Source organism: Massilia cavernae, from assembly GCF_003590855.1.
GTDB classification, from domain to species: Bacteria; Pseudomonadota; Gammaproteobacteria; order Burkholderiales; family Burkholderiaceae_D; genus Telluria_A; species Telluria_A cavernae.
The window spans coordinates 34906-51775 of sequence record NZ_QYUP01000043.1; the positions used below are offsets into that span (position 1 = coordinate 34906).

At 62.5% G+C, this 16870-nt stretch carries 13 protein-coding genes and 2 pseudogenes; 8 read left to right on the plus strand and 7 right to left on the minus strand.

The window, feature by feature from the left end; translation table 11 throughout:
* Nucleotides 1–2: 2 nt before the first annotated feature.
* Nucleotides 3–965, minus strand: coding sequence for an MBL fold metallo-hydrolase (locus D3872_RS04620; protein ID WP_119809693.1), 963 nt, complete (start codon nt 963–965; stop codon nt 3–5).
* A 134-nt stretch (nt 966–1099) separates the two neighbouring features.
* On the opposite strand from D3872_RS04620, the gene D3872_RS04625 reads away from it, so the two are divergent.
* Nucleotides 1100–2020, plus strand: coding sequence for a LysR family transcriptional regulator (locus tag D3872_RS04625; RefSeq protein WP_119809694.1), 921 nt, complete (start codon nt 1100–1102; stop codon nt 2018–2020).
* A 2-nt stretch (nt 2021–2022) separates the two neighbouring features.
* Here the strand turns inward: D3872_RS04625 and D3872_RS04630 are convergent, their stop codons facing one another.
* From D3872_RS04630 to D3872_RS26305, 3 genes and pseudogenes are all read right to left on the minus strand, one after another.
* The gene (locus D3872_RS04630; RefSeq protein ID WP_119809695.1) at nt 2023–3327 is read right to left on the minus strand and encodes an MFS transporter; all 1305 of its coding nucleotides are present in this window, start codon (nt 3325–3327) and stop codon (nt 2023–2025) included.
* A gap of 189 nt (nt 3328–3516) precedes the next feature.
* Entirely contained in the window at nt 3517–3939 is a 423-nt protein-coding gene (locus D3872_RS04635) for a penicillin-binding transpeptidase domain-containing protein (RefSeq protein WP_370660947.1), read from the minus strand.
* Between the two features lie 208 nt (nt 3940–4147).
* Nucleotides 4148–4456, minus strand: a pseudogene (locus D3872_RS26305) (trimeric intracellular cation channel family protein); the annotation flags it as partial.
* Here D3872_RS26305 and D3872_RS27400 point away from each other — a divergent pair.
* A pseudogene (locus D3872_RS27400) lies at nt 4364–4564 on the plus strand (ArgP/LysG family DNA-binding transcriptional regulator); the annotation flags it as partial. The pseudogenes D3872_RS26305 and D3872_RS27400 sit on opposite strands and share 93 nt — an antisense overlap.
* Before the next feature lie 26 nt (nt 4565–4590).
* Here the strand turns inward: D3872_RS27400 and D3872_RS04650 are convergent.
* Nucleotides 4591–5490 (minus strand): LysR substrate-binding domain-containing protein, encoded by a 900-nt coding sequence (locus tag D3872_RS04650; RefSeq protein WP_119809696.1) that lies wholly within the window; start codon nt 5488–5490, stop codon nt 4591–4593.
* 151 nt (nt 5491–5641) lie between these two features.
* Here D3872_RS04650 and D3872_RS04655 point away from each other — a divergent pair, with 151 nt between their 5' ends.
* Complete coding sequence (locus tag D3872_RS04655) at nt 5642–6820, plus strand: acyl-CoA dehydrogenase (protein WP_119809697.1); 1179 nt, start codon at nt 5642–5644, stop codon at nt 6818–6820.
* 1 nt (nt 6821) lies between these two features.
* Nucleotides 6822–8039 (plus strand): CaiB/BaiF CoA transferase family protein, encoded by a 1218-nt coding sequence (locus D3872_RS04660; RefSeq protein WP_119809698.1) that lies wholly within the window; start codon nt 6822–6824, stop codon nt 8037–8039.
* Here D3872_RS04660 and D3872_RS04665 read toward each other — a convergent pair.
* Nucleotides 8036–8968: a LysR family transcriptional regulator gene (locus D3872_RS04665; protein WP_119809699.1), complete on the minus strand. Its 933-nt coding sequence runs from the start codon at nt 8966–8968 to the stop codon at nt 8036–8038. The two genes, D3872_RS04660 and D3872_RS04665, sit on opposite strands and share 4 nt — an antisense overlap.
* 271 nt (nt 8969–9239) lie before the next feature.
* On the opposite strand from D3872_RS04665, the gene D3872_RS04670 reads away from it, so the two are divergent.
* A complete protein-coding gene (locus tag D3872_RS04670; protein WP_119809700.1) occupies nt 9240–11696 on the plus strand; it encodes a patatin-like protein in 2457 nt (818 codons plus the stop codon).
* Nucleotides 11697–11732: 36 nt separating this feature from the next.
* Here D3872_RS04670 and D3872_RS04675 read toward each other — a convergent pair whose 3' ends face one another.
* Nucleotides 11733–12905, minus strand: a complete 1173-nt coding sequence (locus D3872_RS04675; RefSeq protein WP_182915683.1) for a GGDEF domain-containing protein — start codon at nt 12903–12905, stop codon at nt 11733–11735.
* 555 nt (nt 12906–13460) lie between these two features.
* On the opposite strand from D3872_RS04675, the gene D3872_RS04685 reads away from it, so the two are divergent.
* From D3872_RS04685 to D3872_RS25965, 3 genes are all read left to right on the plus strand, one after another.
* Entirely contained in the window at nt 13461–15923 is a 2463-nt protein-coding gene (locus D3872_RS04685) for a patatin-like protein (RefSeq protein ID WP_119809702.1), read from the plus strand.
* Between the two features lie 189 nt (nt 15924–16112).
* On the plus strand, nt 16113–16439 hold the full coding sequence (locus D3872_RS04690; RefSeq protein ID WP_147373790.1) for a hypothetical protein: 327 nt from the start codon (nt 16113–16115) through the stop codon (nt 16437–16439).
* Nucleotides 16440–16456: 17 nt separating this feature from the next.
* Nucleotides 16457–16723 carry a hypothetical protein gene (locus tag D3872_RS25965; protein ID WP_147373791.1) on the plus strand — a complete coding sequence of 89 codons (267 nt, stop codon included), beginning with the start codon at nt 16457–16459 and terminating at the stop codon, nt 16721–16723.
* Nucleotides 16724–16870 lie beyond the last annotated feature (147 nt).

Sequence of the window (16870 nt, forward strand, 5' to 3'; positions counted from 1 at the left end):
GCTCAGGCCTGCAGCGAGTGCCACATTTCCTGATCGCGTTCCGCGGTCCAGATGCGCGGATGCTTGATGCCGCTGGCTTCGTCGTACGCGCGCGTGACATCGAAAGGCAGGCAGTGCTCGTAGATAAAGACCTGGCCGAACTTCGGATCCATCAGGCAGCGCACGCTGGCCATGGCCTCTTTCAGCGTATGGCCGGCGGCCACCGCTTCGCGTGCACCGGCCAGCAGCGTGGTCACGAAGTCCTTGGTGTAGTCGATGCCCTCGTTGACCTCGGCGGGCGTCAGCAGCGCTGGGCCGCGGCCGGGCACCAGCTTCTCCGGTCCCATCGCGCGCAGCGTTTCCAGCGTTTGCGGCCACTCTTCGAGCTGGGCGTCGCCGGTGTAGGCCGCCGCGCCGAATTCGACCAGGTCTCCCGAGAAGCAGATCTTCTGCGACGGGATCCAGGCGATGGTGTCGCCCTTGGTGTGCCCCATCCCGATGTGCATCAGCTTTACTTCCAGCTTGCCCATGAAGATCGTCATTTCGCTGTCGAACACCATGGTCGGCCAGGTCAGGCCCGGTACCGACTCGACCCCGGCGAACAGGCGCGGGAAGCGCTCGATCTCGGATTTCATGTCCTGTTCGCCGCGCTCGACGATCAGTTCATACGTGCCGCGCGAGGCGATCACCTGCTCCGCGCCTTCCTTGACGTATGCCGAGGCGCCCAGCACGCGCACCGCGTGATAGTGCGACATGACCACGTACTTGATCGGCAGGTCGGTGACGCTGCGAATGTGGTCGATCAGCGGCTGCGCCATTACCGGCGTCGCCGTGGTGTCGATCACCATGACGCTGTCGTCACCGATGATGACGCCGGAGTTCGGATCGCCCTCGGCGGTGTAGGCATAGGCGTTGTCGGACAGTTTGACGAAGCTGGTCTTCTTCTCGACCAGGTCGGCTTGCGACGCAAATTTTTTCTCGGACATGCTGTATCTCCTCGTTTTGGTGTGGTGATTGCTGGTTGCCAGCGGTGTATCCAGAATAGAAGATGGGATATTATCTGTAAATCACATGACGGTCATTACTGTTATGATCTACATTCATACACTGGGATGGACGCATGCAACAGCAGGAAACGCAATTCGACCTCAACCTGATCGCCGTGTTCGACGCGCTCCTGCGCGAACGTAATGTCACGCGTGCCGCCGAAGACCTGGATATGTCGCAGAGCGCGATGAGCCATGCGCTCAAACGACTGCGGGTATTTTTCAACGATCCCTTGTTCGTCAAGACCGGCAGCGGCATGCAGCCCACGCCGCGCGCGCTGGAGCTGTCGTCCACCGTGCTGGGCCTGATGGGAACCATCCGCGCCGACCTGCTGGTACATGCCGGATTCGAGGCGCACGCGTCGCGCCGGCAATTCAGCCTGTGCATGACCGACATGGGGGAACTGATTTTCCTGCCCCGCCTGGTCGAACGCCTGCGCCAGGTGGCGCCCTTCTGTACCGTGCGGGTGCTGCAGATTTCGCCGCGCCAGATCGCCGCGGCCCTGGAGTCGGGCGAGGCCGACCTGGCACTGGGCTCGCTGCACTCGATGCCGGAAGGTCTCTTCCAGCAGCAGCTGTTCACGCGTTCGTTCGTCACCCTGGTCAACAAGGGACGGAAGGATATCGGCGACACCATGACGGTCGAACAGTTCTTCGCCATGGAACACATCGTGGTGTCCTTGTCGGGCAAGAAGGAAGACGGCTACGACAGCGTGGTCGATGAATACGGCACCAAGCGCCGCATCTACCTGACCACGCCCCACTTCCTTACCGTGCCGCTGATGATCGAACGGAATCCGGACCTGATTGCCACCGTCCCGCGCGAGCTGGCGTCTGCCTTCGCACGCTACAAGGCGGTGCGCATGGTGGAGACGCCGATCAGCCTGCCCCACTTCGCGATTCGCCAGCATTGGCATCCCCGCTTTCACCATGATGCGGCCAACAGCTGGCTGCGCAAGCTGGTCAAGGAAGTGTTCGAAGGGCTGCCCGAGTAGGATTACCGGCGCACCCCGCCCAGCATGGCCGCGGCGCTCGCGACCAGCAGTGCGCCGAGGACGTACAGGGCGTTATCCATGCTGCCGGTGGCTGTCTTGATCTGGCCGATGGCCCATGGACCGACAATACCGCTGGTAATGCCCACGCTGCTGATGACCGCGATGCCCGCGGCGCGCGCCTGCTGCGGCAGGTGGCCGGTCGGAATCGCCCAGAAGATCGGCAGGGCCGAGAAGATCAGGGAGGTCGCGATCGACAGCATCGCCAGCGCAACACCCAAGTTGGACGGATGCAGCGTCAGCGATGTCAGGGCGACCGCGCCACCCACGGCGCAGATGGCGAAAAACTTGCGGTGCTGGCCCTTCAGGTCCGCGTGGCGGGCGATCAGGATCACGGCGACGGCGCCGATGGCGTTCGGGATCACCGAATACAGGCTCACCTGGACCACATCGCTGACGCCGAAATCGCGGATCATGATCGGCATCCAGAAGCTGAGCGTGAGCGAGGCGCAGGTCAGCGAAAAATAAATGAAGGCAAACAGGTAGACGCGCGGGTTGCCAAGCACGCTGGAGATGCGGCCGTGGGCGGCGTTAGGCGAAGCAAGCGTCAGGTTGGCCGTCAGGCGGGCTTTCTCGGCGGCGCTGAGCCAGCGCGCTTGCGAGGGCTGGTCGTCGAGGTAGAAATACGCGATGACTGCCAGCAGCAGCGCCGGGCTGCCCTCGATGACGAACATCCACTGCCACCCTTTCATGCCCATGACGCCAGCCATGTCGCGCATGATCCAGCCCGATACCAGGCCGCCGAGCACTCCGGCCACGGCGACGCCGGCGAAGAAGAAAGACAGCACGGACGCGCGGCGCTGCGCGGGATACCAGTACGTCAGGTACAGCACGATGCCAGGGAAGAATCCGGCTTCGAAGACGCCGAGCAGGAAGCGCAGCGCATAGAATTGCGTCGGCGTGGCGACCCATGCCATCCCGACGGATGCCGCGCCCCACAGCAGCATGATGCGCACGAAGGTCTTGCGCGCGCCGTATTTTTCCAGCAGCAGGTTGCTGGGGACTTCGAAGATGACATAGCCGACGTAGAACACGGCTGCGCCCAAGCCGTACATCGCGTCGCTGAACCCGAGGTCCTGCTTCATCTGTAGTTGCGCGAAGCCGATGTTGATGCGGTCCAGGAAGGACACGACGTAGCAGATGAAGAGGAAGGGTATGACGTGGAGGCTTATCTTGCGGTAGAGGGCGTTGTCCGTGTTTGTGCGACCAACAGCGGCGTGCGCCGGGTCATCGGTAACTGTGGTGTACATGATTGTCTCTTTATATGAGTGCGTTGATCGGCGGCGCAGGGCCTTCGATGTGTGTTCCGCCAGCTACTCCCGGTACAGGGACGCGGTGAGTCAATGGTAGGTGGGAGGCACTCATGTGTAAATTGCATGAACATCATAAGGATTATGAATAGCATGCATCCAGGCGGGCTGGCGCGGCCGGCCAGAGAATTAGCTGTCGAACGGGACGCGAATGTCGGTCACCGCGGAATCGGGCGCGACGTGCAGCGCCCGCAACGCATCCTGCGTCACAGCGGCGAACACCGGCGCTGCCACCTTCCCGCCGAAATACCCGCCCACGGTCGGCTCATCGACCATCACCGCGACGATGATGCGCGGATCGGAAACCGGCGCGAAACCGACGAAGGCCGACACGTACCGGTTGGCGTACTTGCCGTTGACGGGTTTGTGCGCGGTACTGGTTTTGCCGGCCACGCGATAGCCCGGCACCTGCGCCCGCGGCGCCGTGCCATGCGGGCCGGCGGCCAGCTCCATCCAACGTCGGCACTGCGAAGCTGGCGCTGCGGATGCAGCCGCGGCAGATGTGGAGCACTGCAGGCCCTTGCCGGTAGCGGTGCGGGTCGCCGCCTTCACTTTCGTTCATCCGACAGTTCGCCAAAGGCGCCGGTGTCGGCGTCCGGCACCGGCACCGGCAGCGCGAGCGGATCGCGAGCAGGCGCAGCGAAAAGCCGGCGGCGAGCGCCACGCCGGTGGCAAGGTCGGGGTCCGTGCCGAAGTGAAGCAGGCCCACGTAAAGCATGCCGGTGACCAGCGAAACCGTCGCATACAGGTCGCGCCGCAGTACCAGCGGCACCTGGTTGCACAGGAGGTCGCGCAGCAGGCCGCCGAAGACGCCGGTAATCATCCCCATCACAACCACCACCGCGACATGGGCGCCGATGGCGGCGGCGATATCGCAGCCGATGATGGCAGACGTCACCAGTCCGAGCGCGTCCAAGAGCAGGAACGCCCGTTTCAAATGATGCAGCGAGCTTGCCAGCAAGGCGGCGGCCACGCGCGTTACGGCCTGGGCTACGCGATGGTGCCCGAATGGCTGCTTGATGCGGCCGGCGGCGAGCAGTATCCGCTGGTCTGCCTGGCGCCCAATCATCCCACCGATGTCGCCCTGTACTGGCATGCGTGGAAGCTGCAATCGCCGCGCATGGAGTGGCTGTCCAGGCAGATCATCGAGGCTGCACGCACGCGATTGAGGCAGTAGCCGGCCCAAGGAACGCTCACGCTGCGTCAGCGCCCGGCTTGCCGCATGAGCCAGCCAGAAAATAACGCCAGCGCGGGCTTGGCGTCGACGCGCTCCGGCGTAACCAGGTAATACGCGCGGCTCCCGTGCACCGCTGTGTCGCACACCTGGCGCAGTTCACCGCTCGCCAGTTCCGATTCGATCAGGATGGCGGGCAGCAGTGCAACGCCCAACCCGTGTGCGGCTCCTGTAGTCAGCATCGAGAAGAGCTCGAAACGCGGACCGCGAAGCGCCAGTTCGTTGGTCACATCCATGGCATCAAACCATTGGCGCCACGCATCCGGTCGCGTACTCTGCTGTAGCAGCGGCAAATCCACCAGGTCGCGCGCGTGCCAACGACGCCGTCCGGCGAGCAGCTTCGGGCTGGCGACCGGGATGATCCGTTCGTCGATAAGGTGGATCGCGCTGGTTCCCGGCCAGTTCGCCAGCTGTTCCGGGGTGCCCGCATACAGCGCCGCATCGAACTCGGTGTCGCCGAACATGAATGGACGTGTGCGTGAATCGATGTGCACCGTCATTTCCGGATACTGGTCGTAAAGTCCTGGCAGGCGCGGCATCAGCCAGCGCGTCGCAAACGTCGGAACGGCAGCCAGCGATATGGCTTGCCTGCCGCCTTGGCGGGACATGGTATCGAGCGTGTCGCGCTCAAGACCATCGAGGCGGGGTGCGACCTGCCGTGCATAGTTCGCGCCGGCTTCGGTGAGCGCGACGCCATGGCCGGTGCGGGTGAACAGTTTTAACCCGAGATACCCCTCAAGCGTCGCAATCTGGCGAGAAACGGCACTCTGGGTCAAGGCAAGTTCACGCGCGGCGTCGGTATAGCTTTGGTGCCGCGCCGCAGCGTCGAAACAGATCAGCGCTTTAAGCATTGGAATTTTTCGTGACATACATCCTCAATTCGTCATATCGGCCCAGCGGTCCCGCTTTTTGGGTGACACCGCGATATGATATTTTCGCATAGCTGTGTTCAGTTTTATCGTTTGCCTAAAGGCGGTGGAGACAATTAACATCGCCCCATCCAAACATAGATGAGACATCATGAGCAAAACCACCTTCCAATGGAATGACCCTTTGCTGCTCGACCAGCAGCTCACTGGCGACGAACGCGCTGTGCGCGACGCCGCCCGCGAATACTGCCAGGGCAGCCTCGCGCCGCGCGTGCTGGAATCGTTCCGCCATGCGCACACCGATAGCGGGATTTTCCGCGAGATGGGCGAGCTGGGCCTGCTCGGTTCGTCGATTCCCGAGCAGTACGGCGGCGCCGGGCTGAATTATGTCTGCTACGGCCTCGCTGCCCGCGAAGTGGAACGTGTCGATTCGGGCTACCGTTCGATGATGAGCGTGCAGTCGTCGCTGGTGATGGTTCCGATCTACGAGTTCGGCTCCGAGGCAACCAGGCAGAAGTACCTGCCCAAGCTGGCGCGCGGCGAATGGATCGGCTGCTTCGGCCTGACCGAACCCGATCACGGCTCCGATCCGGGAAGCATGGTCACCCGTGCGCGCAAAGTGGCGGGCGGCTATAGCCTGACCGGCGCCAAGATGTGGATCACCAACAGCCCGATCGCTGACGTGTTCGTGGTGTGGGCCAAGGACGACGAAGGCGCGATCCGCGGCTTCGTACTGGAAAAAGGCTGGAAAGGCCTGAGCGCCCCCGAAATCCATGGCAAGTTCGGCCTGCGCGCAAGCATCACCGGCGAAATCGTCATGGACGAAGTATTCTGCCCCGAAGAAAACGCCTTCCCTGACGTGCGCGGCCTGCGTGGCCCCTTCACTTGCCTGAACAGCGCACGCTACGGCATCGCGTGGGGCGCGCTCGGCGCGGCCGAGGACTGTTACTTCCGCGCCCGGCAGTACACGATGGACCGCAAGCAGTTCGGCCGTCCCCTGGCAGCCAATCAGCTGGTGCAGAAAAAGCTGGCTGACATGCTGACCGAAATCACCATGGGCCTGCAAGGCTGCCTGCGGCTGGGCCACATGAAGGACGAAGGCAATGCCGCTGTCGAACTGACGTCGATCATGAAGCGCAACAGCTGCGGCAAGGCACTGGACATCGCCCGGATGGCGCGCGACATGATGGGTGGTAACGGCATCAGCGACGAATTCGGCGTCATCCGCCACATGGTGAACCTCGAAGTGGTCAACACCTACGAGGGTACCCATGACGTGCACGCGCTGATCATCGGCCGCGCCATCACCGGCATTGCCGCATTCAGCTGACATGGCCACCCCACTGCGCGCCGCCCCGCTGAGCGGCATCAGGGTGCTCGACCTGTCGCGCATCCTGGCGGGGCCCTGGGCCAGCCAGATGCTGGGCGACCTGGGCGCCGACGTGGTCAAGGTGGAGCAGCCTGGTCGCGGCGACGACACGCGCTCGTGGGGGCCGCCCTACCTCAAGGACGAGGACGGCAACAGTACCGGCGAAACGGCGTACTTCCTGTGCGCGAACCGCAACAAGCGCTCGCTCGCGATCGACTTCGCGACCGAAGCAGGCCAGGCGCTGGTGCGCCAGTTGGCCCTCAAGGCTGACGTGGTGGTGGAGAACTTCAAGCACGGGGGCCTCAAGCAGTACTCGCTCGACGCCGAATCGCTGCTCGCCGCCAACCCGCGGCTGGTGTACTGCTCGATTACCGGCTTCGGCCAGACCGGGCCTTATGCAGCGCGCGCCGGCTACGATTTCCTGATCCAGGGCATGGGCGGGCTGATGAGCGTCACCGGCGCCGCCGACGGCGAACCGGGCGCGGGGCCGCAAAAGGTCGGCGTGGCCCAGATCGACATCCTGACCGGCTTGTACGCCACGGTGGCCATCCAGGCCGCGCTGGCCGAACGCGAACGCTCAGGACTGGGCCAGCACATCGACCTCGCCTTGCTCGACGTGCAGGTTGCCTGCCTCGCCAACCAGGGCTCCAACTACCTGGCCGGCGGCTCCCTGCCCGGACGCATGGGTAACGCGCATCCCAACATCGCGCCGTACCAGGACTTCCCGACCGCCGATGGCGACATGATCCTCGCTGTCGGCAACGACGCGCAGTTCGCGCGCTTCTGCACTTGCGCCGGTCATCCGGAGTGGGCCAGCGACGCGCGCTTTGCGACCAACGCACTGCGCGTAGCGAACCGCGCCGTGATGATCCCGCTGTTGCGCCAGGCTACCGTGATGCGCACGACAGCCGAATGGATCGCCCTGCTGGAAGCGCACGCGGTGCCGTGCGGGCCGATCAACCGGATCGACCAGGTCTTTGCCGATCCACAGGTGCAGGCGCGCGGCCTGCGGATCGAGCTTGGGCATGCGCTCGCCGGCCGGGTGCCGCTGGTCGCCAATCCGGTACGCCTGTCGGCATCACCGGTCAGCTACCGGCGTCCGCCGCCCCTGCTTGGACAGCACACCGACGAAGTCCTGGCCGAATGGCTAGGCATCGGCAGCGCGGCGGCGCCTGCCTAGCGCGTGGCCGCGCTGGCGGCGAGCGCACGGCGGTACTTGTGCGCCGCCACCCTCAGGGCGTCGATGGTCGCCATGGTGGCTTCGCTGAAGGTGGTGTTGCGGCGGTAGAAGAGCGCAATCGGCCGTTCCCACATGAAGCCTTCCGTCATCAGGCAGGACAGCGCGCCGCTATCGATATCGGACTCCACCAGCTGCTTTGGCAAAAGGGACAGGTAGGGACTGGAGATCAATATTGTCTTGCAGAAATCGAGCGAGGTGGTGGTGATCTTCGGGGCCGGCACCGGCAAGCCGCGGGTCACGAACGCGTCGCGCCAGCCCGCTTCCACCTCGCCCAGGAATTTGCCGAGGATCCAGTCGCTCTGGCATAGCAGTTCCGGCGCCGGCGCACGCATCTGCGCCAGCGGATGCTGGTTGCCGGCCACCACGCAGTACAGCTCCGTGCCCAGCGTTTCCCGTTCAATCCCCTCGTACACCACCGAACCATTGTCGATCCCGACGAACAAATCCATCTCGCCGTTCATCAGGCTGTGCGCCGCCGATGGCAAGGCGCCGGCAATCACGTCGAGGTGGAGATGGCCGCGGTCGCGCTGCAGCGACAGCACCGCTTCCGATACCAGCTGGGTCGATGCGGTCGGGCTCGATCCAAGGCGCACGCTCGCCCTCCTGCCGGCCAGTGCGTCGTCCACCTGACGCTGGAAACCGGCAGACTCGGCCAGGATATTGTGTGCGTAATGAACCAGCGAGCGGCCCAAGGCGGTGGGAACCGCGGCGCGCTGGTCGCGTTCCAGCAGTTGCACGCCAACCGACTGTTCCAGCCCCTGTATGTGGCGGCTGATGGCTTGCTGCGAGACGCCCATTTGTTCGGCCGCGCGCGAAAAACTGGGGTTTTCGACGACGGCCAGGAAGAAGCGCAAGTCGCGAAGTTCCATAGATACCCGGGTAAAAAGTGTGAACGTTACATTAATTTATCAGCGGTGGCCAGTGACGGCCCGGCTACACGTGTCGAAGTAGGATGCATGACACTTGGCAGCGCGAATCGGCAGCGCGGCAGCGGGCATGCCGCCATCTTGGACCTGGCAAGGCAGTAGTCGCGGAAACTGAAACGTGGCAGTCTTCGATATACGGGACACCGCCACCAGAGTGGCAGCAGGTTCGCGTTGAGAATAGAATGATCGTGCCTCTTCCACGGGGAAATCGGCTATGAAACAGAAAGAATTACGGTTGGCAATCGTATTCTTCGGCGGCGTTTCGCTTGCCGTCTATCAGCATGGCATTAACCGCGAAATCCTGAACCTGGTGCGTGCGTCGAAGCTGTACCACCGCGACGACCGCGAAACCGACACCACGCCGATGTCGCTGCGCACCCACTATCCCGACGAGCCGGAGCAATCGACGGGCGACATCTATTATCGTTTCCTGGAGGCAGTCGGCCAGCAACTCGACTTGCGGGTGCTCGTCGACGTCATTTCAGGCTCCTCGGCGGGCGCGATGAACGGCGTCGCACTCAGCCGGGCGCTCGCGCACGATCTCAGCCTGGCGCCATTGACCGACATGTGGCTGGCCGAGGCGGACATCGCCGAACTGCTGGATCCCGAAGCCAGGGCCAAGCGCTGGAGCAAGTGGATGTTCTGGCCGCTCGTCGGCCCCCTGCTTTCGCGGCTTAAGCGCGAAGGCCTCATCATCGGCCAGGTCAACGCCGAAATGCGGGAACGGGCCTCCTTGCTCCTGCGCTCGCGCTGGTTCAAGCCCCCGCTGGACGGGCGCCGGCTCTCCTCCCTGATCCTCGACGGCCTCACCACGATGGAACGCCAGCCAGCTTCCGCCGACTCCCTGCTCCCGCCCGGCACGCGGCTCGACCTGCTGGTCACGGTGACCGATTTCCGCGGCCTGGACCGTTCGATCTTCATACATGATCCACCGATGCTGACCGAGCGCGAGCACCGGCGCCCGCTCCACTTCCAGCTCAATCGCGACAAGGGTGGACACCTGCGCAGCGACTTCGATCTCGACAGCGTGCCGTCGCTCGCGTTCGCGGCACGGGCATCGGCTTCCTATCCGGGGGCTTTCCCTCCGGCCCAGTTGCGCGAAATGGACGACCTGCTGGCTACGCGGCACCGTCCATGGCCGGCGCGCGCGCACTTCCTGAAGCATAATTTCGGCGGCTACAGCGCCCAGCGCAAGGATCCCGAGGAGGCCGTGCTGGTCGACGGCAGCATCCTCGACAACAAGCCGATCATGGCCACGCTCGAAGCAATCCGCGCGCAGAGCGCATTCCGCGAAGTCGACCGCCGCCTGATCTTCATCGACCCGCACTCCCAGCTCGACAAGCCGGCCCCGGGCACGGGCGTGCCGGGCTTCTTCGCGACCCTGCGCGGGGCGCTGTCCGACCTGCCCCGCACCGATCCGACCTACAAGGAGCTGGCGGACGTCGGCCGCTACAACAAGCAGGTGCGGCGGCTGAAGCAAGGCATTTTTTACGCCCGGCCGCAGGTGGAGAAATTGATCGACCAGGCGACCGACGGAAAGTTCAGGGGCAAGTTCACCATCAACGACCTGCGCCAGTGGCGCCTGCGTTCGACGAACGCCTTGGCGACCACGCCGATCGTTTACGATTCCTACATGCGTACGCTGGTGCTGGAAGCGCTGGACTTTGTGGTCGACCTGATCGTCGGTGCGTGCGGATTTCCAAGGGAATCGACCGCCACGCACCACGTGCAGGAGGCGGTGGAACTGTGGGCGTCAAAGCACGAGATCCTGCTTGCCGACTCCTACCGGGTGGCGGAAGACGCCAATGAAAACGTCGACATGCCCGCGTTTGCGCAAATGGTGATCAACTTCGGCGTCGTGTACAAGAAACGCCGTTTGAATTTCGTGCTGCACGAGCTCAACGACCTGTATGGGAGCACCGGGCCGGAGGCGTCCTGCGTGACCGCGGATGACGACCTCGACCTGATCAACATTCAAATCCACAAACTCATCGACGCGATGTCGATGTACGACAGTACCGATTTCCTCAGCGAGCAGGCGGTTGCCATGTGCCGCAAGCTGTTCATGCCCATCACCGCGGGACCGGAGGTCGACGTCGAACAGTTCGTCGCCGGCCAGGATGCGGACCTGACTGGCCTGGTGCGGCGTTTGGCCATCGAATGCGACCTGGCCGCCAAGAACGACGATGCCGATGGACTCTTGTCGTCCCCGCTGTTGCTGAGTCTCGAACCGCACTGCCGCGCGGCCATCCTCACCGGCTATCTCGGCTACTTTTACTGGGACGTGATCCTGCACCCTGTCGTCAGTGCGCTGGCGCTGGAGACAGGGCCGATCGAAGAGATCCTGGTTGACCGGATCAGCCCCGACGACGCGCTCAGCCTTGCGCCGCCCGGCAATACGCGCGTCCTGCTGGGCGGGACCTTTGCCGGATTCGGCGGTTTCCTCAACCGCGCGACGCGGGAAAACGACTACCTGTGGGGGCGCTTGCATGCGGTTGACCGGCTGTTCGATATCCTGGCCAGTACCTTGCCGGTACCAATCCGGGTCACAATCGACTTCCAGGCTTTGAAGAAGGAGGGATTCGAACGCGTGATCGACGAGGAGGCGCCGCGGCTCAAGCTCATTCCTGATCTTGTGTCGCAAATTCGGGCTTCGATTGCCGCGCTGTGAATCCCTGACGCACCTTGTAGTAGCCGCGGCGCGCCCTCATCCGGCAACGCAACGCAACACAGCTTCGTCCGCCAGCACGATGCGGTTGCGCCCCTCGGCCTTGGCCCGATACAGGGCCGCATCAGCACGCGCCAGCAGGCTGTCGAGGTCTTCCAGTTCGCTCGACTGGCTGGCAATGCCGATACTGAGGGTGCAGCTAGGTAGCTCGGATACGGCATCGCGCAGCGCCGCCTGGATACGCAATGCCACCGGAATTGCGTCCTTTGCGGATGTTCCAGGCAACAGCGCTACAAATTCCTCGCCGCCGAAGCGAGCCACCCGATCGCGTTCGCGCAACGCCTGTTGAACCAGCGTCGCCACATGTTGGAGAACACGATCGCCCATCGCATGGCCGTAGCGATCATTCACGGCCTTAAAGTGATCCAGGTCAAGCGCCAGAATCGCCAGCGGCCAGTCACCCTGACGCGCATGTATCTGTTTGCGTCCAAAGAATTCGCCGAACCCGCGCCGGTTCAGGATCCCCGTCAAAGGATCGTGCGTGGAGCGCTGCTCCAGCACCAACTGCAGCCGGCGTGAGGCCAGTACCAGGAAGGCCACGCTAAGCAACAGGATGACTAGATTGGATATCGCCAGATAGCTGGTTGCCAGCGCCGAGCTTTTCAGCAGGTCCACACTGGCGCCATCGGAAACCAGCGCAGCCACACCCCGTATCAGTACCAGGGCCGCTTGTACCAGCAGCAGCGCGAAGAAAAAATAGCTGGTGAAATGCCGTTCGCCATAGCGTACAACCAGACGCAATTGCACCAAATGCAGCACCAGTTCGGCACATGAGTAGAGTGCCACCCGCATGGCAAAATCCGGGGTCACGAGCAGCCACCAGAGGATGCCTATGAAACAACTCCCCCAGACGATGTGGAACAGGCGCCAGCTAGCCGCCTGCCCGTAGAACAATTGGGTACCGATCATTGACAGGCCAATACCCCACAGGAGAGCTGCGTTGGATGCGGGCACGGACAGCACGTCCGGCAGCGTGCCGCGCAAGGCCAGCATCAAGACAGCCAGCACCATGGCTAGCTGGCCCCATGCCCAATGCCCCACGCCCTGGACCTCGCTTCGGAAGCTGCGATGAACAGAAAACATGATCATGCTCATGCCGACGCAAGTAAACGCCGTCATAAACATCAGGGTAAATACATCAAGCGATCTCATTTGATCCGAGCAGGCCCTCTGGCCGGGAAAAAGGTTGGTACGGGGAAATATCATTCACGCGCCGTATTCTATGTTGATTTGCCGTTCCCCGACACTGTCTCGCCGATGCTCCCGAATCCTCACCCCCTTCGTTGCCGATCTTTCCGATCCATGCAGGGACCCGTAACATGCTGCACGAACGGCTGCGTATCCCAAGTGCCGCGTCGGAATTCGGCTGCAAGACAACGGTCGTTCACGACGCATGCGCCACACGCGACCTTGAGTTCGGCGGACAGACCGTGCCGGCCGCGCAGGTCCATGCCCGCGCTGATGTCAGCCCTTGCGTTTGCCTACGCTACGGTGCTGACGACGGACGAACACTTGGCGAACCAAGACGCCGCGGCTTGCTGGCAAGGAGTGCGCCGTCGGCGCGCTTCGCTAATCGGCAAATACTTGCGCTCGTCCAGACCGGTGAAGCGTGGAAGTATTCGATATGCGGGACGCAACTGCCACCAGAGTGGCAGCAGCTTCGCGTTGGGAATAGAATGATCGTGCCCTCTTCCGCGGGAATCAGCAATGAAACAGAAAGAATTACGGTTGGCAATCGTATTCTTCGGCGGCGTTTCGCTGGCCGTCTATCAGCATGGTATTAACCGCGAAATCCTGAACTTGGTGCGTGCCTCGAAACTGTATCACCGGGACGACCGCGAAACCGACAGCACGCTGTTGTCACTGCACGCTCACTATCCCGACGAACCGGAACAGTCGACGGGAGACATTTATTACCGCTTCCTGGAGGCGGTTGGCCAGCAACTCGACTTGCGGGTGCTCGTCGACGTCGTTTCCGGCGCCTCGGCGGGCGCCATGAATGGCGTCGCGCTCAGCCGGGCTCTTGCGCACGATCTCAGCCTGGCGCCCTTGACCGACATGTGGCTGGCCGAGGCGGACATCGCCGAACTGCTGGATCCCGAAGCCAGGGCCAAGCGCTGGAGCAAGTGGATGTTCTGGCCGCTCGTCGGCCCCCTGCTTTCGCGGCTTAAGCGCGAAGGCCTCATCATTGGCCAGGTCAACGCCGAAATGCGGGAACGGGCGTCGTTGTTCCTCCGCTCGCGCTGGTTCAAGCCCCCGCTCGACGGCCGCCGGCTCGCCGCTTTGATCCTCGACGGCCTCACCGTCATGGAACGGCCAGTCGCTGGGGGCGATTCCCTGCTGCCGCCCGGCACGCAGCTCGACCTGCTGGTCACCGTGACCGATTTCCGCGGCCTGGACCGTTCGATCTTCATACACGATCCACCGATAGTGACCGAGCGCGAGCACCGGCGCCCGCTCCACTTCCAGCTCAACCGAGACAAAGGCGGACACCTGCGCAGCGACTTCGATCTCGACAGCGTGCCGTCGCTCGCATTCGCTGCAAGGGCATCCGCCTCCTATCCCGGGGCGTTCCCCCCGGCGCAGATCCGTGAAATGGACGACCTGCTGGCAACGCGCCACCGGCCGTGGCCGGCGCGCGCACGCTTCATTAAACACAATTTCGGCGGCTACAGCGCCCAGCGCAAGGATCCCGAGGATGCCGTGCTGGTCGACGGCAGCATCCTCGACAACAAGCCGATCATGGCCACGCTCGAAGCAATCCGGGCGCAGAGCGCATTCCGCGAAGTCGACCGCCGCCTGATCTTCATCGACCCGCACTCCCAGCTCGACAAGCCGGCCCCGGGCACGGGGGTGCCAGGATTCTTCGCGACCCTGCGCGGGGCGCTGTCCGACCTGCCCCGCACCGATCCGACCTACAAGGAGCTGGCGGACGTCGGCCGCTACAACAAGCAGGTGCGGCGGCTGAAGCAAGCCATTTTTTACGCCCGGCCGCAAGTGGAGAAATTGATCGACCAGGACACTGAAGGAAAGTTCAGGGGCAAGTTCACCATCCACGATTTGCGGCACTGGCGTCTGCATTCGGCAAACGCCTTGACGGCCACACCGATTGTTTTCGATTCCTACATGCGTACGATGGTGCTGGAGGCGCTGGATTTCGTGGTCGAACTGATCGTCGGTGCATGCGGTTTTCCAAGGGAATCGGCCGCCACGCACCATCTGCAGGAAGCGGTGGAACTGTGGGCGGCAAAGCACGAGATCCTGCTTGCCGACTCCTACTGGAACCGGCCGGCGAAAGATGTCAATGAAAACGTCGATTTGCCCGCGTTTGCGCAACTGGTAATCAACTTCGGCGTCGTCTACAAGAAGCGCCGTTTGAATTTCGTGCTGCACGAGATCAACGACCTGTACGGCAGCGCCGGGTCGCCGGCGTCGTGCGTGACGGCAGATGATGATCTCGACCTCATCAACATTCAAATCCACAAACTCATCGATGCGATGTCGATGTACGACAACACCGATTTCCTCAGCGAGCAGGCGGTTGCCATGTGCCGCAAGCTGTTCATGCCCATCACCGCGGGACCGACGGTCGATATCGAGCAATTCGTCGCCGGCCAGGATGCGGACCTGACCGGGCTGGTGCGGCGTTTGGGCATCGAATGCGACCTGGCCGCCAAGAACGACGCTGCCGATGGACTCTTGTCGTCCCCGCTGTTGCAAAGTCTCGAACCGCACTGCCGCGCGGCGATCCTCACCGGCTATCTCGGCTACTTTTACTGGGACGTGCTCCTGCACCCTGTCGTCAGCGCGCTGGCGCTGGAAGCCGGACCGATCGAAGAAATCCTGGTTGACCGGATCAGCCCCGACGACGCGCTCAGCCTCGCCCCTCCTGGCAACACGCGCGTCCTGCTGGGCGGGACCTTTGCCGGTTTCGGCGGTTTCCTCAATCGCGCGACGCGGGAAAACGACTACCTGTGGGGGCGCTTGCATGCGGTTGACAGGCTATTCGATATCCTGGCCAGTACCTTGCCGGTAGCAATCCGCGTCAAAATCGACTTCCAGGCCTTGAAGAAGGAGGGATTCGAACGCGTGATCGAGGAGGAAGCGAAGCGGCTTAAGCTCATTCCGGATCTGGTGTCGCAAATCCGCGCTTCCATTGCCGCGCTGTGAATCCCCGAGCGGGAGGTAAGGATTTTTGTGTGCGGGGCTTGGTTTCCGATCCCGTCACCCAAAGTACGGATCAGCAACCAACCAGTCGTTTCGACGACGTGTCCGAAAATCTGAAACGGCGGCAGCGCAACGCAGCTTATGAAATGTTTGGACAAGGTGCCGGTAAGCGCGAAAATTGATCGGAAAATTATGAGCATTGATCTGGATGGTTTGGTACGCCTAGCACTCGCCAAGGTTGCAGTGCGAATTGAGAAAACGGTCGGCCCGTTGAATTCCAACACTGCGCAAGAACACGAACGGCGAGTTGCGGAGCTTGAAGTTGAGGCCGTCCTGGCGAAACTTTCGCTACAAGAGCACTGCGAGCATGATTTTCCAGGGCTGGGTTTACACTCGAACATGCTCACGTTTTGCCGGAAGTGCGGAGCGGAAGTCGCCGGCGGAAGGATTGAGGACCTTCGGCCCATTTCGTCGGAAGAACTCGACAAAATTATGCGATTGAGTGATGTCGATAATTGAGCAGAGAAAGCCATACGATGAATGAGGCACTGAAACACTCGAATGCCTGCAGAGAATTGCTGGATGACGAACGTCTTGCTGACGCAATCGCGTACTGTTCGGCCCAAAGGGTCGAACCGCCGCAGTGCTCACTGACGGCCGACTCTGTGAATGCTGACCGATTGCGAAACCTGGCAAAGAACATGCTTTCGGATTACGGCTGGTGGTTGAAGAGGCTGAAAATCCGCGCAGCACGCGAAGCCGAAACGGTCCGCATTCGGCAAGGTTTGTCGTCGCTAAAATAATAAGGAAAATATCGTGGCGACAACCATCTATCGATGGGAGAACGGAAACACCGAAGAATGGATATATGTCGATGATGACGGTTCGGTTGTTCACCGATTTGAAAATGCCGGATGGGTAATGGCCCGCAAAGGGATTAACCTGCGCGA